The following is a 22743-nucleotide window of genomic DNA, read 5'->3' as shown; positions in this document are numbered from 1 at the left end:
ATTTTTTTAGTTTGAGGGAACAGGGAACAGGGAACAGGGAATTGGTGTGTACTTCATGAGCCTGAAAAAGGCTTTATTTATTAATATGTGCTCTTTGATTGGTTACGTTATGAAATAGCTTGACTTACTTAGTAAATTCTCCTTTTTTTATTTCTAAGTACTATTTTATGAGTAAATCACTCACACTTGTATCAACCCGGAGAATGAAATTTATTTGAATTTATTTGAATTTATTTGAATTTATATTGGTCTATATTTGTCCATTAATCAATCTTGAGGTAGACGAACTTCAAACCAATTTAGCTGTGTTTTGGTTGCAGGTATGATCTGGAAAATTCAATATATTATCTCACCTGTATCTTCCTAAAGTAGACGCTCAAGATCCCCCTATGAGTGTCCCTAAATCCAGCTTGTGATGTATTATTACTGACTCATTAATCTTGATTGGTTGTGACAAGGGACTGGTGTGAAAGATAAGTAAACCACTTTAACAGCTTTTATCTATTTTAACATTTCTCTAAAGATACTACACTTGTATTACTAGACTGTCCACAAATGGAAGGAGCAAAAGTTATGCATGCGATCGCTCGCACTCCCACTACTGAAATGGAAGTTACCAGTATCCGCCTAGAAAGGGAACTCAAAGATAAACTTAAAGAAATAGCCCATAACCAGGGATATCAGGCCTTGATTAGAGAGATCCTCTGGAACTATGTACAACAAAAATCAGGTGAGTGGAAACCAGGATTTTCCCGATCCGATATTCGAGCTAGTGTACCTGCTACGGCTGAGAAACAAGAACATTGTGTACTGACGGGTCAATTAATTCATCCCCAAGAATCGATGTTTTTAGGACTAACTAGAAATGGTGATATGGTTCCCTTGAGTGTAGAAAGTTTAGCCCCTTAGTGGGAAATTTCCGTGGATGCAGCCCATTTCCGGGAGGCTGCATTCAGAATAAGAGCATAAATTTCATGGGCACATATTTTGTTAAAATTGTCTTATCCTTAAAGCTGGTGAGTCCCATGACTTTGTGTGGAATGGGGCGATCGCCGTTGAGAGTGTCTTCCCAGATCAAATTTCCCACAACAGCGAAATTTGTTTCATCCTGAATGTAGCCAAATTTCCCGATTAAAGCCAACCAAATTCCGAAAGTGACTGAAAAATCAAAAATCCGAGAAAACCTTGCTCTGTGCCCTGCTGGAGATGAAACAGGTCTAGAAAACAATTTGGCTGTTGAGCCAGTTACTTTACCAGAGGTGGCAGTTAAAATTGAGAAAATAGCCGAAAGAAAGCGAAAAATTGCGGCTAAGATCCAAATTCCTCACCCTGTTGAACGGATTTGGAAAGTGCTAACAGACTATGAAGCCTTGTCTGAATTCATTCCCAATCTGGCTCAAAGTTGCTTGTTAGAGCATCCTCACGGTGGTATTCGACTAGAACAAATCGGCTCTGTGCGCTTACTCAAGTTCAATTTTTGCGCCCGTGTGGTTTTGGATTTGGAAGAACAGTTCCCTAAACAGATTAATTTCTCGATGGTAGAGGGAGATTTTAAGGACTTTTCTGGGATCTGGTGTTTAGAGCCTGATTCCCGGGGTGAGGAATTTGGAACTACCTTGTGTTATACCATTCAAGTTTGCCCCAAACTAACGATGCCAATCACAATCCTGGAACGTCGCCTCAGCGATGATTTGCGGTTAAATCTTTTAGCTATTCACCAGCGTGTAGAGGAGTTATGGCAAACTGCTGAATAGACCCTGAGCATTCATTCAGTATTTTTCTGAGTCAAAAATAATCAGCCTTTTCGCATAAAAGGCTGACTAAATATCAACAGGGTTATTTTGGTTTATATTTTTGGAATACCCCCAGGGGAATTCGAATCCCCGTCGCCTCCGTGAAAGGGAGGTGTCCTAGGCCTCTAGACGATGGGGGCTTAAGACTCAGACTTTATATATACTAATTACTTTTCTAGTGGATGTCAATAGGTTTTGCAAAAAAAATTTTCCCGGCTAAGATGGACGACAATACATAGCTGATATTGGAGTTTGTGCATCCAGAACACAAAGCCATAGGATGAGCAGCGATGAATGTAGCTGTTGATTTTTCACCAGTGTTTGATACTAACTAGAGGACTGTGGAATTTTTCCCCTAGCAGTCAGCCATTCAAGTCAGATAGACGACTAAGTATGAAAAAACTCTGGATTTCGCTGGGGACAAAGGATGGGATGTTGTACGCTGTAGAAGTAATATTTACCATTCTTTACAAAAGATTTTGAAATACATAGCTCAAAATCTACAACATGGAAGCATCTTTTGAAATCACCCTACAAATGGTCAGCGTGGTTGTTGCAGGCATTACCGCCCAGGTCTTGGCTGCATACTTCCGCTTACCGAGTATTGTCTTGTTATTACTACTAGGCATTCTGCTAGGCTCCGATGGGCTGGGATTGTTGCATCCTCATGTCCTCGGTGCAGGTCTGGAAGTGATTGTTGCCCTAGCAACGGCAATAATTTTATTTGAAGGCGGACTCAATTTGGATATACAGGAACTGGGGAGAGTGTCAGTTAGCCTACAATTGCTGGTCACCCTGGGAACACTGATTACATTAATTGGCGGTAGTATGGCAGCCCACTGGCTGGGGGAATTTCCTTGGAATATAGCCTTTCTCTACGGCTCGATCATTGTAGTCACAGGGCCAACTGTCATCAGTCCCCTGCTCAAACAAATCAACGTAGATCGTCAAGTGGCAACTATTTTAGAAGGAGAAGGAGTTTTAATCGACCCTGTAGGGGCTATTCTGGCATTCGTCGTCCTCGACACCATTACTAACGGCGATGCTGACCCCATAAATGCCATCATCGGCTTACTGATGCGTCTGGGAATTGGTGCGGCAATTGGTGGAGCCGGGGGCTACTTGATGAGCTTGATTTTCAAACGCGCTAATTTTCTCTCATCAGAGTTAAAAAACCTAGTGGTGCTGGCGATTCTGTGGGGTCTATTTACCTTGGCACAGACAATTAGGAGTGAATCAGGAATTATGACTACGGTCATCGCTGGTGCGGTATTTGCTAACTCCTCAGTGCCAGAAGAGCGTCTATTACGCAGCTTTAAAGGTCAGCTGACAATTCTGGGGGTGTCGGTGCTATTTATTCTCCTGGCGGCAGACCTTTCCATTGCCAGTGTGTTTGCTTTGGGTTGGGGCAGTGTATTGACTGTTTTAGTGCTTATGTTCGTGGTTCGCCCCATTAACATTCTTTGCTGTACTTGGAACAGTAACCTGAATTGGCGACAGAAAGTATTTTTAAGTTGGGTGGCTCCTAGGGGTATTGTCAGTGCTTCTGTGGCGTCTTTGTTTGCCATTGCGTTGACACAGCGGGGTATTAATGGTGGTGATGCTATCAAAGCTCTGGTGTTCTTGACAATTATCATGACGGTGGTTTGCCAAGGGTTAACAGCCGGAACAATTGCTAAATGGCTGCGTATCACCTCTAAGGATGCCACAGGGGCGGTGATTGTGGGTTGTAATCCCTTGAGCTTGTTGGTTGCGCGTTTCTTTCATGAACGGGGAGAAAAAGTAGTCATGATTGATACTGACCCAGAACGTTGTGCCAAAGCAGCGGCGGAAGATATTCCGGTGATTTCTAGCAGTGGATTGGATGTTTCTGTTTTGGAGGAAGCTGGACTGGCTTCTGTGGGAACTTTCCTGGCTATGACCAATAATGGTGAGGTGAATTTTGTCTTGGCTCAACGGGCGGCTGAAGAATTTAGCCCACCGCGTGTTTTGGCAGTGTTTCCCCGGAAACCCCAAGCTAATTCTAGTTCTAGTCACAAGGTTAACCAAGCTTTTAGCACGGAGTTAGCCATTAAGACTTGGAATGAGTATCTCAACGATGGCAGAGTGAAGTTGGGGACAACTACACTCAATGCTCCCGAATTTACCAAACAACAAGAGCGTATCCAAGACAAGATTAAGAGCGGAGATTTGATTCCGTTGTTGCTGGAAAGAGAAAACCGTCTACAGGTAGTGCCAGCTAGTCAAGAATGGTTAGTAGGCGATCGCATTATATACTTGTTACACGACCCCAGACCCAACTTATTAAAGCGTTTATCCGGTGGGAGCCCTTCAACTCGCCTGTCTCTGGAAACTTTACCGGAGGTGGAGGAGGTACCCTTGGCTTAATGTGGTATAATGAAAAAGCCTAGGCGTAATTTATAAATTCCCCTGCCAAAAGAACGTAAATCAAGCTAAGATAGTTGGCTAATCAGAGCAGCAACTGCAATAGATATAGTTATATATTTAGCCTGATGCCATAGCGACCAGTGGCAACTACCTTAGATTCAGTGTCCATATTGTGCAACTCCTCATAAAAATTGCAGTTAAATAGTGGTGATTGTCCGCTGTTTCATGGAAAAGTTAGAAACTTGAAAACCACCCTATTGCCACATTTTGAGTCCCAGCATAGAAAGTCATGATTTTGAGCAGGATGCATCTCTTGTAGTTAAGATAAAATTGCTTTGCTAGTCAACCGCAACCCAGCCGAGTGAACGATAACAGCTATGTCCTACGTCTCCCTGCTAAAAAATATACCGGAAATTCTCAGCCGACCAACTGGGATAGCAGTAATAGCCTCTCTTGGCATCCACGGTGCTATTGCGTTGATTGTACCATTGATGCCCGTAGATTCTAATTCATCTCAACCATCAGAAGTAGCCAAATCAGTTGGTATCTTGGAATTAAGCCAAGCTGATCAAGCGCGTCTGCCAGAAAATCCCAAAATATCGCCTGAAACATCCCTACCGTCACTACCTGCAGAATGGTCACTACCTCCAAGACCGCCACTTCTGCCTCCGAATCTGGATATGCCCAGAACTACACCGCCGTCACCATTATCTGCTTATACGCAACCTGTCTTGCCGCCAATGAGGACAACACTCAATTATCAGGTTGTTCCTCCTCCTAATCGGAATGTTTCCTCGCCCCAGAGGACTGCTACACCTATACCAGACCCTAGGGTGGAATCTGAGGTTTCTGGAGAGCAATATCGATTTACCTCTAATTTTAATGCTGCCGCTCAAAAATTCACCCCTTCTACGCGAACTTTTAATCACAGCGAAATACAAGTGGCAGTGAAACCAATACCTGTAGAAGGATTGCCAAAACTAACTCCATCTCCAGTACCAGGGGATTTACCAAATACCCGCCCTACCACCGCAAGCAGACAGAATAATGCCGGTGAAAGTCGTCGAAATCAAGCCCTCATAGCTCGTCTTCAGGAAAGCCGACAACAACCTGAGCAACCGAGTCATCAAAGCACTCCCTTGCAGTCGGAATCTAGGAACACAAAACCAGAGACCCCTGTGGAGAAAGTAAATGCACCCCGGGGAGCGATGGACTCCGGTACTGCGCGAGGCGCGATCGCCCACTTGAACTCACATCAGGATATCAGAGAGGAAATTCAGCAAGACTACCCCAATTCCCAACAAAAACCAGTTATCCGCGACACCATTGCCGTCAATCAGCCCCGGCTTGAAGGCAGAGTGTGGGGTTTCTTAGTGGTGGGTACTGAAGGGCAGGTTTTAGATATTAAATTCCCCAAGGGATTAGTTTCTACTGAGTTGCAATCAAAGGCCAGAGAATATTTTGCTACTAAGTCTCCTCAAGGAGATCAACAAGTCAGCATTTATCCATTCAATCTCAGTTTCCAAAAAAACGGTAACACTGCTGCAACTACCGTCAAACCATTACCGGAACTGCGAGTCCCCAATGAGCAGTCAGCACCTGCACAGGCTGTTACTGCCAAGACTACACCCGAACCTAATAATAGTTCGCTGTCTTCCACTCTAGAATCTAGTGAAAAATTAATACAACAGTTGCGCCAAGTGCGAGAGGAAAGAACGAACTCTAATTGAGAAGAATCAAATTAACAGTGGCGAGTTTAGCGGAGGTGGAGCTTCAGGTTTCCCCTCCAACTACCACATCACGAATTCGCAGACTCGGACCACCACAACCAACAGGTAAGCCATTCTGTCCACCTTTACCGCAACCACCAGACTCATCCCAATAAAAGTCATCACCCACGGATTCAATATCCGCCAGGGTTTGGAAAACGTTACCCGAAAGTGTCACATCCCTGACGGGTTCGGCTAGTTTACCGTTTCTAATCATCCACGCTTCTCCTGCAGTAAAGGTGAACATTTCCCCGTTGGTCATACCACCTAGCCAGTTACGGGCATATACACCTTGTTTGAGATCAGTAAATAAATCTGCAACTGGGGTTTTTCCCCGGGCAATCCAGGTGTTAGTCATCCGCACAATGGGGTTAAACTGATAATTAAGACAACGAGCATTACCGGTGGGGGCTTCTTCTAACTTCCCGGCGGTTTCACGAGAATGTAAACGTCCTACCAAAATACCATCTTGAATCAGTTGCGTAGTTGTACTAGGTGTACCTTCATCATCATACAAATAGCTACCACGATGCCCTAGGGGAGCGGCGCCATCAAAAATTTGTAGTTCTTCTGGCCCAAACCGCCGTCCCATGCTCATGACTTCCAATAGGTCTGGGTTTTCGTAAGCCATATCGGCTTCAGAAAGATGTCCAAAGGCTTCGTGAACAAATAAACCTGTCAGCACTGGGTCAATCACCACTGTGTAGGTATTGCCTTTTACTGATGGTAGAGTTAAGGCAGCAACAGCTCTTTGGGCGGCACTTTTAACTTGTTCATCGAAAGCAGTTAAATCTTCGTAAGCCTGGCGAGAACCCGTAGTTTCCCTGCCTGTTTGCAGAATAGCGCCGTTTCTGGCTGTGGCGGCAAACCGCATTTCCATATCTACCCAAGATTGCTCGATCAGAGTTCCTTCTGAGGTAGCAATAATCACTCTTTGCGCGCTGTCAGCATAGCGGACTGAAGTGTTGGTAATGCGATGATCAAAGCTTTTTAAGACATCAGTATAGCGATCGCACAGTTCTTTTTTCTGCCCAATGGGAATTTGACGGGGGTCACTCCCGGTCAGGGGTAGCTGGTATACTGCTTGTACTGCTTCAATGGGGGCTAGTATAGTTTGTTCATCACCTATCATCTGAGCCGCTGCGATCGCTTCTTCCATGCGTTCTTTAATTGTCCCTAACTCATTAAAACTACTGAAGCCCCAGCCACCTTTATAACAAGCTCGAATATGTCCGCCTATAGAAATGCTTTCGCTGAGGGTTTCTATTTTGTCTCCGCGCAACAAAATGTCGGTTCCTTCTGCTTGCTCTAGGCGAATCAGTAAATAGTCTACTCGGTATGAGTAGCGGGTGATGAGGTCGGAAAGTACATTTTGAGCTTCAGCAAGTGTTTTTGGCATTTTTTCTGAGGGGGCAAATATTTAAACGCAAAGGGGCGCAAAGTCCGGCGCAAAGGAGCGCAAAGGGTAAGTTCACTCAAAAAGCTGTTGTTCTGCTACTTTCCAATACCGGGAGAATCTTTTCAGGTCTATATAGCCATCGTATTCTAAGAATGGTTCTGTTTCCCAGACTTCTAAAGTTAATGATGTTTCTATTTGGTGGCAAATATGCTTAAATCTGGGGCTGGGACTGGCTGCTGTGGCTACTACATCGGCATGATGTTCTTGGGCAAATGCTACAATTTCTTGGGCTACGTTACCACGGCGAATGGTGACTGGGAGCTCTAATAGGCATTCATAAATAAATGTGATCCGTTTAAGGCTGATTTGCCATTCTTCAATTAAGGCATCATCCCATACCCAGATGGCTGGAGCATGGGGGTATTGTTGTAATGCTCCGGTTTGTGGACTCAGTGAGTCCCCATGTACCCAAACTATTGTTTGACTCATTTTTTACTTTTTTTGCCTTGTTGCCAACTTTGACTATTGGGGTTTTTGGTAAATTTAGCCCGGGGAAACAGTCTCTTTTCTAATTGTTCATAGCTACCTTCCAAGTCACAATGACCATGAAGGTTACACTGGCGACAATAAACACCTTTGGTATAGCGTTCTAAGTTTTCACGGTTGAAAAAATAGGGTTTATGGCTAAAGGTGCTGGCTACCCATTGCCATGACATATTGTTACTAGCTGGGTCACCATCTAACAAGTGTTGTAAAAACCATTCGGCTCCGGCTTGCCAACGAATGCGCCGCCAATGGACAATATAGGCGGCTAGCCACATCCGCATATGGTTGTGTAAGTAGCCGGTTGAGCGTAATTCCTGGCTAAAGCTATCTATACACACCATTCCTGTTTGGCTTTGGGTGATGTCTGCTGGTAAGTTGGGCGCGTAGTCTGTTGGGGTGTACCCAGTTTTATATTCTTCTTGGTCTTCCCATATGCGATCGCCTAGTTTCATATACAATCTCTGCCAATAGTCACGCCAAGCCAATTCATTAATTAGCTTAGTCGCATCTTTGGGGTCTTGTACTTTTGCTAACACATAATCCCGCACCTCGCCCAAGCTTAACACTCCATAACGAATATAGGGTGAAAGTCTGGTGACAGCCCCATTTAAAAAATTACGTGTTTTCGCGTAGGTTACCGGGTTTACTTGTTTTAGTAATTTCTGTGCAGCTTTACGCCCTCCCACGGTTTCACTCACATGACCATCCCTTTGGGCTGCATGGGGGAATTGTTCCCCCAGGTAGGCTATTAACTCATCGCGGTTACTAAAATCACGTCGCATATGTTAGGTTTATATATAATTACGGTCAACTATTGCTTTTGGGGATGGATATAGTCTACAAAGTAGAACTGAGGTACTAACTGGAATTTCAACCAGGAGTAAGCTCCCATAGTTAAAGCTGCTGTGATTACCAAGGGCAAACCCAACTTAATTGTTAGGGCATCAGGAAGTAAAGCAACTCCAGCAATAGTAGTTATACTATATACTAATAATCCCACTTGTAAGCGTTGTATAACCTTGAGAGCGTTACGGCAACTTCTACAATGGCGAGTGTGTTGTGAATAGCGATCAAGTAATACAGCACGCTGATCATTAATGGGGGTAGGTGCGATCCTAATTCCTACTTCTTCCCAAGGTAGCTGACCGCCACAATACTGATCAAACCAATTACGAAACTCAATTACCAAACGGTCTGCACCTGTAGCTAGTTTATAGATACTCTTCCAGCTTGCAGATGCTTGTTTGTCTTGCAGAAACTTTTCTTGCTGGTGTAAAATAATCATATCTCCATCCAGTACCAGATTACGGGTGTTGACATGAGTCCACCACTGCGGTATAATCTGGTGGAGTGTTTTGGCAAAGTTGCGGGTAAATTGGGCGACAATTCTGGACTTACCCGGAGATACAGGAATGCAGTAGGTGACAAGTCCTAGTTTTTTCTCCCCAGAGTCCCCTAAAGTAATGGCATACTCCAAACGACAAGGAGGTACAAAGGTGATTGTAGTTTTCATACCTCTATTAATCACTGTTTCAATTAACTTTGAAGTGGATTGTACAACCTCCATAGATATGGGTACGGCATTTTCTCTTTTACCCTGTACCCCATGATGAGTAAAAGGGACATGACTAGGATCTGCGACATTTTCCACTAAAGTTTGCCAATCATATTCTAAATCCCGCACATAAGACGACCACACAAACCCTTTATTAGCATCTATTTGAGGTGACAGGGGTAAGGGCGTATTGGCTGCTTGTGCTGCTGAGTTCCCATCAGGCCAAACCCAAAGTAAATCATTAGCCTGGCGGACTGGTAGTGAAATTACACAGTAATTATTTTGATTTTTAGTCACAATTTCTGGGTTTTCCGCTTGGGGAATGTGAGTACACACCCCTTGAGAATCAAATTCCCAACCATGATAACTACACATTAAATTACCAGTTTTCTCCTCAACACGTCCTTCACTCAAAGGAGCGAGGCGGTGGGGACATTGGTCTAAAAATACCCGGTAAGTCTCAGATGACTTAGGCTTCCAGATAACTAAACGAATTCCTAACAGAGTGACTGGTGTTGGTCGTTGAGGGTCAATATCTTCTACTGGTGAGAGGGGATACCACTGTTGGAAAAAGTTAAATTCAGATGGCATTGTTGATGATGGTGGTGTTTAAGTTGGGTGGAAAATCTGACGCTCAGGCGCTCTTTTCGCCAAAGCCACTTACTAAGATATTGTCACAGAAGATGAAAAAATTCCCTGTGGCTATTTTTCACCTCCCCTCATACAGGTAAAATTTTGATCAGATGGCTATCTACAATACATAATGAGTGACATTCCCCAAACCGGACAACTCGCGCCTAATTTCTCCATCCCTGACCAAGATAATCATACCGTTAGCCTGGGTGATTTTCCCGGTCAGTGGGTTATATTATATTTTTACCCCAAAGATGATACCCCTGGCTGTACCACCGAAGCCAAGGACTTTACCGACTTGTCTGCCGAGTTCAGCCAACTGGGAGGTAAAATATTAGGTGTAAGTCCAGATTCCACAAAAGCTCATTGTAAGTTTATTGACAAACATAATTTAGCTATTACCTTGTTAAGTGACCCTGAACACCAGGCCATAGAAGCCTATGGCGCTTGGCGGTTAAAGAAATTCATGGGTAAAGAATATATGGGTGTAGCCCGGTCAACATTTCTCATCTCACCAGATGGGATAATTGCTTACACTTGGCCCAATGTTAAAACTAAAGGTCATGGACAAGCAGTATTAACTAAGTTACGGGAATTAGCGCTTTGAGATCCCCGACTTCTTTGATCAACTCCCAACTCAGCGACCATCTACACCAGAAGTCGGGGATCTTGGGATTAACCAAGGAGGAGATGACAAAATTATCACTATTAAAAACAACTCAGTCAAATTTCCAGTTAGTTTATGTCTATCCGTCCTATATATCTTGATTGTCACGCTACTACACCTGTAGATGAACGGGTATTAGCAGCCATGATGCCCTATTTTACAGAACACTTTGGCAATCCATCTAGTATTAGTCATGTTTACGGTTGGGAAGCGCAAGCAGCTGTCAAACAAGCACGGGAAATTTTAGCCACAGCTATTAATGCTACACCCGAAGAAATCCTATTTACCAGTGGTGCTACAGAAGCCAATAATTTAGCCATTAAAGGTGTAGCTGAGGCTTACTTTCAACAGGGTCAGCATATTGTCACCGTAGCGACAGAACATAGTGCGGTGCTTGACCCTTGTAATTATTTAAAATCTTTGGGATTTGATATTACCATTCTCCCTGTGCAGCCAGATGGTTTAATTGATTTAAGTGAGTTAGAAAAGGCTTTGCGTCCTGATACAATTTTAGTATCAGTCATGGCAGCTAATAACGAAATAGGCGTATTACAACCCTTGGCAGAAATTGGCGAAATTTGTAGGGCAAGAAATATCATTTTTCATACGGATGCAGCCCAAGCTATTGGTAAAATTCCCTTGGATGTCCAGGGGATGAAAGTTGATTTGATGTCCCTGACAGCACATAAAGTATATGGACCAAAGGGGATTGGGGCTTTATATGTCCGCAGACGTAACCCTAGAGTTAAACTCGCACCCCAACTACATGGCGGTGGACATGAGCGGGGGATGCGTTCGGGAACTTTATATACACCGCAAATTGTCGGTTTTAGTCAAGCTGTGGAAATAGCGATCGCCTCCCAAGCAACAGAAAATCAACGCCTAGGGGAACTCCGACAAAGGTTATGGGAACAGCTCTCACAGTTATCGGGGATTCACCTCAACGGACATCCCACCCAGCGACTAGGGGGAAATTTGAATATTAGTATTGAGGGGGTAGATGGTGCGGCGTTATTGTTAGGGTTACAACCGGTGATGGCGGTTTCTTCTGGTTCTGCTTGTTCCTCCACCAGTACAGCGCCTTCCCATGTACTCACAGCTTTGGGACACTCGGAAAAATTAGCTTATGCTTCCCTGCGGTTTGGGATGGGACGATTTAACACTGCTGAACAGATGGATATAGTCGCACAGCAGGTTATTTCTACTGTGGAAAGTTTACGCTCTCTCAAGTTCGCTTAATTGCTTGGGGTCATTGTACCCCACCCCCTCCGGTGTGAGCCAGGAGGGGAGTTCAAATTAGAACTTGAATGCTGCTAAAATCCAGCAGAACTTCTATTTAAATTTTAGAAGTATAGCAATCCAAAATTTCATCTACCCTGATAGAGGAGGAAACATCAAAATGCAGAATATTTTTGGGGAATTGAACTTTCACAGTCTCAAATCCAACCCAGATTTTAAAGAAGATAGTGTTAGGGAAGTAATTATTTTGCCGATTTTAAAAGCACTTGGTTATAGGCAAATAAATATAGTTCGTAGTAAAACATTACAACATCCTTTTTTAAAAATTGGTAGTAAAAAACGCCCGGTAAATCTTATTCCTGATTATGTTTTGAAGTTAGAAAATAAATTTGCTTGGGTGCTTGATGCAAAATCACCCAATCAAAATATCAAATCAGGTGAGCATATAGAGCAAGTTTATAGTTATGCTATCCACCCGGAAATTAGGACTAATTATTTTGCTCTTTGTAATGGCGTAGAATTTTCTCTATTTAAAACTACCGAAACTGACATACCTATTCTATTTTTTGCCCTTGATGAAATTGAATTTTATTGGGAAAAGTTAAATCAATATCTTGCACCTAATAGCTTTCAATCTGGCAAAAACTTTAGTTATGAAAATACTACAGCTACAGTTAAGCCTCAAGGTAATTTTAATTATAATACCCGTCCTTTATTAGCAGAAATTCCCGTAACCAAACGAGCTGCAAGAAGACATTTTGGCGTTCATGGATATTTTACTAAACAAGCTTGGAATGTAGTAGCTGAATATATAAAAAACTTTAGTCAACCTGGAGATTTAATTCTTGATCCTTTTGGGGGTAGTGGTGTAACAGCAATTGAAGCTTTAATGAATAACAGAAAAGCCATTAGCATAGATATTAATCCTATGGCGGTCTTTATAGTTAATTCCTTAATAGCTCCTGTAGATTTTAATGAACTTTCAGCAGCTTTTGAAAGAATTAAAAAAGAATATCAAAAAAAAGAACCCACTACAGAAACTGAAATAAAGAAAGCATTAACAAAATACCCCTATCCTCAAGGTTTAAAATTACCTAAAGGTTCAGATGTCGAAACAGTAGAACAGTTATTTAGTGATAAACACTTAGCACAACTAGGTTTATTAAAGTCAATTATTCAAAAAGAGAAAGACAAAAACATTAAAGATTCATTGATGTTAATGTTTTCTGGACTCATAACTAGACTAAATCTCACATATCATACTTCAAATCGTCTTGTTCGTCCCGGTGGTAATTGTTCTCTGTTTGTTTATTATCGCTATAGAATTGCACCTAAACCCTTAGACCTTGATATTATCAAATATTTTGAACTGCGATTTCAAAAAATAGTATCAGCTAAAAAAGAGATGGAATATTACATTAATGAACAAACCATTTCTCATGCACAAATTATTAAACATTCAGCTACAGATTTAAGTTTTATTCCTAAAGAAAGTGTAGATTATATATACACTGACCCTCCCTATGGTAAAAAAATACCCTATTTAGACTTATCGGTAATGTGGAATGGGTGGCTAGATTTAAAAGTCACAGAAAAAGACTATGAACAAGAAGCAATTGAAGGAGGAGAACATAAAAAAACTAAAGATGAATATAATAACCTGATAGCCGCTAGCATTAAAGAAATGTATAGAGTGTTAAAATTTGACCGTTGGTTATCATTTGTATTCGCCCATAAAGATCCTGAATTTTGGCATTTAATTATTGATACTGCGGAAAAGTGCGGGTTTGAATATATTGGAGCAGTACCGCAAAAAAATGGACAGACAAGTTTTAAGAAAAGACAAAATCCTTTTACAGTTTTGTCAGGACAATTAATAATTAATTTCCGCAAAGTTCGTAGTCCTAGAACTATCATGAAAGCTAATTTAGGAATGGATATTGCAGAAATTGTCATTGAAACTATTGAAGGAATTATTGCTAAAAATGACGGTGCTTCATTGGAGCAAATTAACGATGAACTAATTATTAAAGGTTTAGAGTTAGGTTTCTTAGACTTGTTAAAAAAAGAGTATTCAGATTTAACGCCGATTTTAATAGGTAATTTTGACTATGACGAAAAAACTGAACTATTTACTTTGAAGAAAGATACAAAATTCCAGTCACATATTGATGTAAAACTGATAATTAAATACTATTTAATTAGTTATCTAAGAAGAATGGAACGAGAAAATAATCATCCAGGTTTTGATACAATAGTTCTGCATCTGTTACCATTGTTGAAAAACGGAAATACACCGGAAAATCAAACTATTTTAAGTGTATTGGAAGATATCGCCGAACGTATAGGGGAAGACAGTTGGAGACTCAAAAAACAGGGTCAACTTTCGCTATTTGAGACAAAAAATTAATGATTATAGACCCTAGGGGGATACTGATACCCAACCCATATTAATTTTAGCCTGCCCATAGGTCAGTTGGGTCAGTCAAGAAAAAGATATTTCCCCCTCTCCTTAGTCAAGAGAGGGTTGGGGTGAAGTTCCCAATTAATAAGGGTCAGAATCAAACCGACCCCGTTTTACACTCCTGAGATAGTAACCTCTGGTGGGTAAATTCCTTAAGTTGAAAGTATCACCACGGGGAACCCGCCAGATTTTATAGTCGTAATATGTTAGAGGTGTGCGGGGTTTGCATATTTCTGGGGGATGGTCTCCTAAAACGAAATATGCAGCGCCTCTACCCATGACTTTAGCCATACCAAATTTATCGACAGTCACAGATGTTTCTTCGCTAATGGCTATCCCTAAAACGCTCTTCGATACGCCATCTTGGATTTGACGGGCGATAAAAGCCATAATGCGCCCCATTCTTTTGCGTCTGTCAAAATGGGTATCAACGATGGTCCGCGTTAAATGACTCCACGGGAAAAAGTTGTAAGTAAAGGTGATGTCTCGGTAGGGGTCTTCGAGAGCTTCTCTGGTTTCAATACCTTCTTGGGAGGAAGCGCAAGCATCATAGACATAATCACTTTGAATCATCGCCCCGGCGCTGGTGCCGCCAATGCCGCCGCCTTTGGCATAAACTGATTTAATGGTAGCTTCTAATTTGGTATTTTTCCAGTTACGGATATACTCACATTGGTCGCCACCTGCAAAGAAAATTACGTCCGCATTTCTGACTTTTTCGATAATTTCGGATTTATTCGCATCCTGTCGGTTACTAATTACCAGAGTCTCTACATATTTGACTCCCTGCATATTATAAATTAAGCGATTGTAATCATCACTACCGGAAGTGCGAAGTACGACAACATTAACTTTGGTGGAGTAGCTAGTTGATCCCCGGACTTGATGAATCATCCACTGAATGGCTTCTTCTACATCTGGACCGCCTCCACCTAAAATATGCACAGGCCCTGCTAAGGGTGTGACTGAGGGGGGACGTAAATCTAAAGTTTTTTCTGGTGGGATGTCGGGGTTTAGGAATGCTATGAGGGCGGTTCCCATCTTCCTCAACATGGTTCTGATAGTCCTGAACCACTTTGCTATGCTTGGGAATACCTTGGTCATACTAAGCTGCTGGTGCAAACCACAATTATTGCTAACTCTCGCACCAAAAAGGGGGAAATTTCCAGCGTATATGGGTTGTAATGTTTTTTTACGCGGTATAACCAGGGGTAATCTTTATTTCTCGGCGTTATTCTCGCATAATCACTGTGTAGATAGTTGGTTTTAAAGCCAGACAACTTGCGATCGCTCTTGGATGACGCGCTGATAAACTGTTTGTGTTTGCTGGGCTAATTTTGTCCAGTTAAACCGCTGGGCTAAGTCCCTGTAAGCATTATCAATCAACCATTGGCGATAACCAGGATGTTGGAGAACCTCTAAAATTCCCCAAGCCAAAGAGTCGGGATTATTTACTTGGGTGACAATCCCTGTTTGCGTATTTTTGACTACTTCTGGAAAACCGCCAGTGTCTGATACTACTACTGGTACGCGGGAAGCAAAACTTTCTAAGGCCACAATACCAAAGGGTTCATAAAGACTAGGGAAAACAGCACAATCAGCAATGGTTTGAAATTTATCCAAGTATTTATCAGAGAGAAAGCCGGTAAAATAACACTTGTCCCAAATTCCCAACTCCCAGGCTTGATGCTGGAGATGGTCGGTATTTCCCCCACCAATAATTACGAATTTAACGTTACCACCCATTGACCACAACACCTTGGGCGCAGCATTAAGTAATACAGACACACCCTTCTCGTATGTCATGCGACCCACATAATAAACAATTTTTTCATGGTCGGCGGCAAATTGGCGGCGAAACTCCTGGGGATGAAAGCTTTCGTCGTGTTGTTTCTTTTCTGGTCGAATACCGTTATAAATGATATCTATTTTGTCTGCAGGACTATATAAGGCTTGTTGTACCTCTCGCCGCATATAGTCTGTACAGACAATAATTCGCCAAGCGTTATAGGCTAGTAAATATTCTTTGTGATGAATATAACCTTGAATAGGTGTGTGAATACCGTTATGTCGCCCGTATTCAGTGGCGTGGATGGTAGCAATCAGGGGGATTTTAAAGTTATGCTTTAAAGCGATCGCCGCATCTCCTACCAACCAATCATGAGCGTGAATTAAATCAAAAGGTCCTTCCTCCAGAATTAGTTTTCCAGCGTGATCTCCCATACTTTGGTTAAGATTACCTACCCAGTGGAAAAAATCGCGACTTTGTGCAACTGGTACCCGATGCACCTGTATACCTTCAACCAGCTCATACATCGATGCTTGAGCAAACTCTGCGGTAATCAGGTAAATTTCATGTCCTAACTTTACCAGTTCTGGATATAACTCCGCCACATGGCGGGAAATTCCCCCCACTAACCTCGGTGGAAATTCCCAACTTAGCGCCAGTATCTTCATTTATGAAACTCTCCAATAGCCTAATTTATCTACAAAGACCAACATAGTAATTGTAGTGAGTATATTTACTAATTTTTTGGATAGAGCCGATAAATCAAGATAACACAACCAGAGGAAGAGGAGAAAAGACTTTCTGATGTTTAGGATACTTTTAATTTCCACATTTCTTGACTTTGAGTGTAAATGAAACTGCTAAGTGACAGCTTTTGTGCAGATGGTATGATTCCCATGAAATTTTCTTGTGAAGGTCAAGGTATTTCTCCTTCACTTAAATGGGAAGATGTCAGCATTCAAACCCGTAGCTTTGCCTTAATTGTGGATGACCCCGACGCTCCCAATCGCACATTTGTACATTGGGTTCTCTTTAACTTACCCCCCCAGACCCGGAACTTACCGGAGGGGATACCCACAGAACCCTTGCTAGCAGGGGGTGGGATCCAGGGTAAAAATGATACTGGACAATTGGGCTATACTCCCCCTTGTCCACCCAGTGGTACCCATCGTTATTTTTTTAAACTTTACGCCCTAGATGCGCCTTTAGGGCTAGATTTTGGCATCACCAAAGCAGAATTAGAAGCAGCGATGGCAAATCATATTTTGGCAACAGCCCAATTGATTGGACGTTATCAAAAGCAACATTAAAAGCTAAATAGTACGTATAAATACTAAAAAAAATAGAGACGTTCTCACAGAACGTCTCTACACAGGTTTTAATTGTGGAGCATATCCCAGAGTTTTCTTTAGCCCTGGTCTAAACGCAACACAGCCATAAAAGCCTCTTGGGGTACATCCACAGTTCCCACAGATTTCATCCGTTTTTTACCCTTTGCTTGCTTCTGTAAAAGTTTCTTCTTGCGGCTAATGTCGCCACCATAGCACTTAGCTAACACATCTTTGCGTAAAGCGGGGATGTGTTCACTGGCTATGACTTTACTACCGATCGCAGCTTGAATTGGCACTTTAAATTGATGGCGGGGAATCAGTTCTTTGAGTTTTTCCGCCATTGACCGCCCCACACCATAGGCTTTATCTCGGTGTACAATCATCGCTAGGGAATCAACCGGGTCGCCGTTAATCATAATATCCAGCTTCACTAAGGGATTTTCCCGGTAGCCGATCAGATGATATTCCATACTGGCATAACCCCGCGATCGCGACTTCATTTGATCAAAAAAGTCAGTGACCACCTCCGCCAAAGGTAACTCGTATGTCAGGGTAGTACGTCCTTGGGCCAGATATTTCATATCCTTGAAAATACCACGGCGATTTTGGGACAGTTCCATCAAGGTGCCGACGTAGCCTTCTGGCGTAATCATTTCTACTTGAACGTATGGCTCCTCTATTTTTTCCCGGTCGTTGGGAGCCGGTAAATGGCTGGGATTATCTATATACAGTTCTTCACCTTTGTTAGTGACTACACGGTAAACAACTGAAGGGGCTGTAATAATTAAATCCAGGTTATACTCCCGTTCTAAACGTTCCTGGACAATTTCCATGTGCAGTAACCCCAAAAACCCACAACGGAAGCCAAAACCCATGGCGCTAGAAGTTTCCGGTTCATATTGCAGAGCTGCATCATTGAGTCCCAGCTTTTCTAAAGCCTCCCGCAGGTCTTCAAACTGGTCAGCATCAATAGGGAACATCCCACAAAATACCATGGGTTTGGCTTCTGTGTAACCTGGTAATGCGGCTGGGGCTTTAGCTTTAGATAGGGTAACTGTGTCCCCCACTCGCGCATCAGCTACAGCTTTAATGGCGGCGGCAAAATAGCCTACTTCCCCGGCGTGGAGTTCTTCCACTTGCTTTTCATTGGGAGACAGTACACCTAACTCGTCAACGACATATTCTTTACCTGATGCCATCAAGTAAATGCGATCGCCTTTTTTAATGCTCCCATCCATCACCCGGAAATAAACAATTACCCCCCGGTAGCTATCGTAATAACTATCAAAAATCAATGCTCGTAAGGGTGCGTCTGTAGTGTCTTTTGCCGGTGGTATGCGCTCTACTACCGCTGCCAAAATTTCATTAATGCCGATTCCTTCTTTCGCCGAAGCCAGAATCGCACCACTACAATCTAAACCGATAATTTCTTCAATTTCGCCAATTACCCGCTCCGGTTCTGCTCCTGGTAAATCAATTTTGTTTAAAACCGGAATAATTTCTAAGTCATGTTCTAGAGCCAGATAGAGATTAGCCAAAGTTTGCGCCTCCACACCTTGAGACGCATCCACCACTAACAGCGCCCCTTCACAGGCCACAAGGCTCCGGGACACCTCATAAGAGAAATCCACATGGCCAGGAGTATCAATTAAATTCAGCACATATTCCTGACCATCCTTAGCCTTGTAGTTCATCCGGGCAGCTTGCAGCTTAATCGTAATGCCGCGCTCCCGTTCAAGATCCATGTTGTCCAGGAACTGTTCCTTCATTTGGCGCTCATCCACAGTCCCAGTAGCTTGTAACAAGCGATCGGCGAGGGTAGATTTCCCGTGGTCAATGTGAGCAATAATACAAAAATTGCGAATGCGATCTGCGGGAACGTCAGTCATATACTATCTTTGCTGAAGCAGCAATCAAGGTTAAACAAGAAATTTACTTCATATATTTTAATCCTTTCTTAGCCAAGACGCTGTTGCCGGAGAGTGAAGAATATATATTAAAGTCTATTAAAGTCTATTTAACCTGATGGGATTGACGAACCAGTACCCTACAATAAATGTATATTCAGTAAATCATCTAGAAATCTTGGGGGGTTACACTAGCTAACTGCCTATAACTACTGATTTACACAGCACAAATTCTGGAGTTGTTGTTTAGGGAGTTGATCACATTTACCATTCCAAAGCAAATGCTGTTAATCTGGCGTTATTTTCGGTAACTATCTCACTATAAATGCAAATTGCTCCAATGGTAGATCATCAGCCCTCGACAAAGCTTGAGAGGTAAAAATCTCTGAGTATATAAACCTATGAATATGAAAGAGAAACCTACCGAAGGTGAGCATCAACGCACCAAGAAGGTAGAAGTCGCCGTCCACTTGGACTCGGAGTTAGTAGAACAAATTCAGCACTTAACCAATGACCCCAGTAAAGTCATTGAGGTAGCCATTCGTCAATGGTTGCGGGGTGAGGCTCACAGGGATGATGAACTCACACGCAACCATCGGCGCGTACCCGTCCCCCCCCGGGGTGAGTGGAATGACTGAAAATAAACAAGGTGTAAATAAAACATGAAGAAAACGTAAAGTTTGTCACTATTGGTGCAAAAAAGGCCAAAATACCCAATGTAAGGATGCCAAAGCTGTAATAATTTACCCCCAATTGTTTCACCAGGGGCTTGGGCAAAACTGCTTTGAGGTGCCATTTGTCTATCCAACTCGATTAATGACTTTTACTGCTAACTCCCAATTGCCGGATTTATTTCCCCAGAATCTGGAAGGTTCCCCTAATCACACTGATGGCTGTATGCCAACTCTAAGTTCAGAGTTGGCATACACTCAAGATGGGACAGGACGCTACGTAACATTTTACTGTCAGCATAGCGAACTGTTGGGCTTAAACCCTAAGCAAATAGTTAATCAAAGTCATGAGGACAAGGTTTTTGTCCCAGTAGATAATGGCGCTTATTTGGAACGCTTACACCGGATTTTAAATACTTTGGTGCCGGAAAAGTTCCAATGCTGGTTTAGCTGCTGTCAAAAATTACTCGAGTTCGAGTTGGTAATTTCCCCTATGATCCCACCCTTGGGAACTGCTGCTACCACAGTTTTAGTCATGGGAAGATTCTTACAAGTGGCTGGGAGGAAATCCCCCGCTGAAGATTTAGCTGTAAATGTACTGGGTCATCAAGTCCGCACACAACCATACCATAAGCTGGTAAATAAAATTACCAGAAATATCCGGCGGACATTGGATTTAAATGTGATTTGGCAACAAACAGTTGACAGTTTAGGCAAAACCCTAGGGCTAGAGCGTTGCATTATCTGTCCTTACCACCCCTCTAGTTCTAGAGTCCAGGTCATAGCCGAGTATCACCACCCAGAGCGAGCTTCGATGCTCGGACGGGAAATAGATGTAACTTCTGAGCCAGCTTTTGCCAAGGCCTTGGCCACCCTAGAACCTGTTGTCATGGAGATGTCCCGGTATAATCTGTCTCCCCCGGACAAAATCTTAGTGGTGGCTACTTGCTATCAAGACCAAGCTAATGGACTAATTGCCATCACTATTAAAGATGAATTTCACCCCTTGACAGATGCAGAACTAGAATTAGCCAAAGAGTTTGCTGATCAGTTGGGAACTGCGATCGCCCATGCTACCCTATATAAAGAACTAGAAGCAGCCCGTCAAAAAGCCGAAGCAGCCTCCCGCCTCAAAAGCGAATTTCTCGCTAACGTTTCCCATGAAATCCGTACCCCCCTCAACGGTATGATTGGCTTTTTAAAGCTGATTTTGGAAGGCATGGCAGATGATCCTCAAGAACAACATCAGTTTATTTGTGAGGCTCATTATTTATCAATACATCTACTCCATATTATCAATGATATCTTAGATATAGCCAAAATTGAAGCCGGCAAAATGGAGCTTGCTTGCTCCGCGGTCAAACTCAATGATCTATTTCAAGATGTAGAAAATTTTGTGCGCCCCCAAGCAGAGTCAAGAAACTTGAGTTTCCAAATGCAGATGCTCCCTACCTCTGATGAGATTATTGTCCATGGTAATTACCAAAGGTTACTACAGGTCATGCTCAACTTGGTGAATAATGCTATCAAATTCACCCAAGAAGGGAGTATTAACGTCAGTGCTGATTTAGTCTTGAAAAAGGCGAAATTTCAAAATCAGGAATTTCCCGGAATGGTCAGGGTAAAAGTAGCTGATACAGGTATCGGCGTTTCCCTGGATAAACAAGATAAACTCTTTCAATTATTCTCCCAGGTAGATGGTTCACGTACTCGCCAGTACGGGGGTACAGGTTTGGGACTAGTCATATCCCAGAAACTCATAGAAGCCATGGGTGGCGAGGTACATTTTTACAGTCTGGGGGAAGGACTAGGTTCAACGGTCACATTTACAGTACCTCTCTATCAACAACCTGTTTTAGTTACTGCTGATATTGAGGATCTTACGCATCCTCCAAAGAGACCCCACTAGCGATCGCCTTTAACATCGCCATACCATCCCCACACACAGATCCCCGACTTCTAGCTAAATTATCCTAGATTATCTGTGATCATGTGAAAAGTCGGGGATCTTAACCACCCGACATCTGATTAACAATATTCATGGTTTCCACACTCACCCTACACACCCGCATCAACAAATCTATCACCTGTTCTTTGTAGTCTGCAAACCGGTAAGTATTAAACTTTTCCTCAATAGTCGGGTCTTTGGGTTTCTTCTCTTTGTATTGATCTAAAATCCATTCTAAGGCGCAACGATTGCCCAGCATATATTCCCATGCTATACTGGGTATACCTTGTAATGTGGTCACATCATCTAAGATGATAATCCCTTTGGTTTTATCAGCTTTTAACTTTGGCTTGGGTGTGGTTTGGTTATCCTTTAAAGGAATATCAACCCGACTGAGTTTGTAGGGTGTGACGGTTTCATAGTTGATATGTAAATCCATCAGTTGTTTACCCCAGTCCACCCACTGGGGAAAGTTATCATATAAAGGTAACCGGGGGAAGTCTCGTTTTAAATTGAGTTCGTATTTTTGGCGGTACTCTGGGTTATGTAGCACCCCATAGGTGTAGTGGAAGATATCTATTTTAGTAATTGTTGTGTCTTGGTAATGGGTGTGAATTTGTTCTAGTCCCCAGTCGGTGATGTTA

At 42.7% G+C, this 22743-nt stretch carries 19 protein-coding genes and 1 tRNA gene; 10 read left to right on the top strand and 10 right to left on the bottom strand.

Annotated features, from left to right (window positions below; translation table 11 throughout):
• Positions 1-573 precede the first annotated feature (573 nt).
• Entirely contained in the window at positions 574-909 is a 336-nt protein-coding gene (locus NWP21_RS08195; protein WP_280792309.1) for a hypothetical protein, read from the top strand.
• Between the two features lie 43 nt (positions 910-952).
• On the opposite strand, the gene NWP21_RS08190 is transcribed toward NWP21_RS08195, so the two are convergent.
• On the bottom strand, positions 953-1141 hold the full coding sequence (locus NWP21_RS08190) for a hypothetical protein (protein ID WP_280792298.1): 189 nt from the start codon (positions 1139-1141) through the stop codon (positions 953-955).
• Positions 1142-1190: 49 nt separating this feature from the next.
• On the opposite strand from NWP21_RS08190, the gene NWP21_RS08185 reads away from it, so the two are divergent.
• The gene (locus NWP21_RS08185) at positions 1191-1754 is read left to right on the top strand and encodes an SRPBCC family protein (RefSeq protein ID WP_280792308.1); all 564 of its coding nucleotides are present in this window, start codon (positions 1191-1193) and stop codon (positions 1752-1754) included.
• 106 nt (positions 1755-1860) lie between these two features.
• On the opposite strand, the gene NWP21_RS08180 is transcribed toward NWP21_RS08185, so the two are convergent.
• Positions 1861-1933 (bottom strand) — tRNA-Glu (locus NWP21_RS08180).
• 367 nt (positions 1934-2300) lie between these two features.
• Here NWP21_RS08180 and NWP21_RS08175 point away from each other — a divergent pair.
• A complete protein-coding gene (locus tag NWP21_RS08175) occupies positions 2301-4181 on the top strand; it encodes a cation:proton antiporter (protein ID WP_280792297.1) in 1881 nt (626 codons plus the stop codon).
• A gap of 377 nt (positions 4182-4558) precedes the next feature.
• Complete coding sequence (locus NWP21_RS08170; RefSeq protein ID WP_280792296.1) at positions 4559-5911, top strand: hypothetical protein; 1353 nt, start codon at positions 4559-4561, stop codon at positions 5909-5911.
• Positions 5912-5954: 43 nt separating this feature from the next.
• Here NWP21_RS08170 and NWP21_RS08165 read toward each other — a convergent pair whose 3' ends face one another.
• The 4 genes from NWP21_RS08165 to NWP21_RS08150 all read right to left on the bottom strand — a co-directional run bounded on the left by NWP21_RS08165 (position 5955) and on the right by NWP21_RS08150 (position 10041).
• Positions 5955-7349 carry a TldD/PmbA family protein gene (locus tag NWP21_RS08165; protein ID WP_280792295.1) on the bottom strand — a complete coding sequence of 465 codons (1395 nt, stop codon included), beginning with the start codon at positions 7347-7349 and terminating at the stop codon, positions 5955-5957.
• Positions 7350-7421: 72 nt separating this feature from the next.
• The gene (locus tag NWP21_RS08160) at positions 7422-7838 is read right to left on the bottom strand and encodes a hypothetical protein (RefSeq protein WP_280792294.1); all 417 of its coding nucleotides are present in this window, start codon (positions 7836-7838) and stop codon (positions 7422-7424) included.
• Entirely contained in the window at positions 7835-8677 is an 843-nt protein-coding gene (locus tag NWP21_RS08155; protein WP_280792293.1) for an FAD-binding domain-containing protein, read from the bottom strand. The genes NWP21_RS08160 and NWP21_RS08155 overlap by 4 nt, the downstream gene beginning before the upstream one ends.
• 29 nt (positions 8678-8706) lie before the next feature.
• On the bottom strand, positions 8707-10041 hold the full coding sequence (locus NWP21_RS08150; protein ID WP_280792292.1) for a Rieske 2Fe-2S domain-containing protein: 1335 nt from the start codon (positions 10039-10041) through the stop codon (positions 8707-8709).
• Positions 10042-10213: 172 nt separating this feature from the next.
• On the opposite strand from NWP21_RS08150, the gene bcp reads away from it, so the two are divergent.
• The 3 genes from bcp to NWP21_RS08135 all read left to right on the top strand — a co-directional run bounded on the left by bcp (position 10214) and on the right by NWP21_RS08135 (position 14399).
• On the top strand, positions 10214-10690 hold the full coding sequence (gene bcp / locus NWP21_RS08145) for a thioredoxin-dependent thiol peroxidase (RefSeq protein ID WP_280792291.1): 477 nt from the start codon (positions 10214-10216) through the stop codon (positions 10688-10690).
• 135 nt (positions 10691-10825) lie between these two features.
• Complete coding sequence (locus NWP21_RS08140; RefSeq protein ID WP_280792290.1) at positions 10826-11989, top strand: IscS subfamily cysteine desulfurase; 1164 nt, start codon at positions 10826-10828, stop codon at positions 11987-11989.
• A 160-nt stretch (positions 11990-12149) separates the two neighbouring features.
• Entirely contained in the window at positions 12150-14399 is a 2250-nt protein-coding gene (locus tag NWP21_RS08135; RefSeq protein ID WP_280792289.1) for a DNA methyltransferase, read from the top strand.
• A gap of 135 nt (positions 14400-14534) precedes the next feature.
• Here the strand turns inward: NWP21_RS08135 and NWP21_RS08130 are convergent, their stop codons facing one another.
• Positions 14535-15557 (bottom strand): Type 1 glutamine amidotransferase-like domain-containing protein, encoded by a 1023-nt coding sequence (locus NWP21_RS08130; protein WP_280792288.1) that lies wholly within the window; start codon positions 15555-15557, stop codon positions 14535-14537.
• 162 nt (positions 15558-15719) lie between these two features.
• Positions 15720-16910 carry a glycosyltransferase family 4 protein gene (locus NWP21_RS08125; RefSeq protein WP_280792287.1) on the bottom strand — a complete coding sequence of 397 codons (1191 nt, stop codon included), beginning with the start codon at positions 16908-16910 and terminating at the stop codon, positions 15720-15722.
• A gap of 228 nt (positions 16911-17138) precedes the next feature.
• Between NWP21_RS08125 and NWP21_RS08120 the strand changes: the two genes are divergently transcribed.
• Entirely contained in the window at positions 17139-17552 is a 414-nt protein-coding gene (locus tag NWP21_RS08120; RefSeq protein WP_280792286.1) for a YbhB/YbcL family Raf kinase inhibitor-like protein, read from the top strand.
• 98 nt (positions 17553-17650) lie between these two features.
• Here the strand turns inward: NWP21_RS08120 and lepA are convergent, their stop codons facing one another.
• On the bottom strand, positions 17651-19462 hold the full coding sequence (gene lepA / locus NWP21_RS08115) for a translation elongation factor 4 (RefSeq protein WP_280792285.1): 1812 nt from the start codon (positions 19460-19462) through the stop codon (positions 17651-17653).
• Between the two features lie 419 nt (positions 19463-19881).
• On the opposite strand from lepA, the gene NWP21_RS08110 reads away from it, so the two are divergent.
• Together NWP21_RS08110 and NWP21_RS08105 are read left to right on the top strand one after the other, a co-directional pair.
• A complete protein-coding gene (locus tag NWP21_RS08110; RefSeq protein ID WP_280792284.1) occupies positions 19882-20118 on the top strand; it encodes a hypothetical protein in 237 nt (78 codons plus the stop codon).
• A gap of 178 nt (positions 20119-20296) precedes the next feature.
• Positions 20297-22060, top strand: a complete 1764-nt coding sequence (locus NWP21_RS08105) for an ATP-binding protein (protein ID WP_280792283.1) — start codon at positions 20297-20299, stop codon at positions 22058-22060.
• Positions 22061-22160: 100 nt separating this feature from the next.
• Here NWP21_RS08105 and NWP21_RS08100 read toward each other — a convergent pair.
• Positions 22161-22743, bottom strand: a 583-nt coding sequence (locus NWP21_RS08100; RefSeq protein ID WP_348519762.1) for a type ISP restriction/modification enzyme, incomplete at its 5' end; no start/stop codon positions are given.

The organism is Anabaenopsis sp. FSS-46 (assembly GCF_029891665.1).
Lineage (GTDB): Bacteria > Cyanobacteriota > Cyanobacteriia > Cyanobacteriales > Nostocaceae > Anabaenopsis > Anabaenopsis arnoldii.
The sequence above is the reverse complement of the archived record's forward strand: the minus strand, read 5'-3'. Positions and strand labels throughout refer to the sequence as shown.

Coding starts and splice junctions, on each gene's coding strand:
- NWP21_RS08195 (WP_280792309.1), top strand. CDS start 574: ATGCATGCGATCGCTCGCACTCCCACTACTGAAATGGAAGTTACCAGT.
- NWP21_RS08175 (WP_280792297.1), top strand. CDS start 2,301: ATGGAAGCATCTTTTGAAATCACCCTACAAATGGTCAGCGTGGTTGTT.
- NWP21_RS08170 (WP_280792296.1), top strand. CDS start 4,559: ATGTCCTACGTCTCCCTGCTAAAAAATATACCGGAAATTCTCAGCCGA.
- NWP21_RS08165 (WP_280792295.1), bottom strand. CDS start 7,349: ATGCCAAAAACACTTGCTGAAGCTCAAAATGTACTTTCCGACCTCATC.
- NWP21_RS08160 (WP_280792294.1), bottom strand. CDS start 7,838: ATGAGTCAAACAATAGTTTGGGTACATGGGGACTCACTGAGTCCACAA.
- NWP21_RS08155 (WP_280792293.1), bottom strand. CDS start 8,677: ATGCGACGTGATTTTAGTAACCGCGATGAGTTAATAGCCTACCTGGGG.
- NWP21_RS08150 (WP_280792292.1), bottom strand. CDS start 10,041: ATGCCATCTGAATTTAACTTTTTCCAACAGTGGTATCCCCTCTCACCA.
- bcp (WP_280792291.1), top strand. CDS start 10,214: ATGAGTGACATTCCCCAAACCGGACAACTCGCGCCTAATTTCTCCATC.
- NWP21_RS08140 (WP_280792290.1), top strand. CDS start 10,826: ATGTCTATCCGTCCTATATATCTTGATTGTCACGCTACTACACCTGTA.
- NWP21_RS08135 (WP_280792289.1), top strand. CDS start 12,150: ATGCAGAATATTTTTGGGGAATTGAACTTTCACAGTCTCAAATCCAAC.
- NWP21_RS08130 (WP_280792288.1), bottom strand. CDS start 15,557: ATGACCAAGGTATTCCCAAGCATAGCAAAGTGGTTCAGGACTATCAGA.
- NWP21_RS08125 (WP_280792287.1), bottom strand. CDS start 16,910: ATGAAGATACTGGCGCTAAGTTGGGAATTTCCACCGAGGTTAGTGGGG.
- NWP21_RS08120 (WP_280792286.1), top strand. CDS start 17,139: ATGAAATTTTCTTGTGAAGGTCAAGGTATTTCTCCTTCACTTAAATGG.
- lepA (WP_280792285.1), bottom strand. CDS start 19,462: ATGACTGACGTTCCCGCAGATCGCATTCGCAATTTTTGTATTATTGCT.
- NWP21_RS08110 (WP_280792284.1), top strand. CDS start 19,882: ATGAATATGAAAGAGAAACCTACCGAAGGTGAGCATCAACGCACCAAG.
- NWP21_RS08105 (WP_280792283.1), top strand. CDS start 20,297: ATGACTTTTACTGCTAACTCCCAATTGCCGGATTTATTTCCCCAGAAT.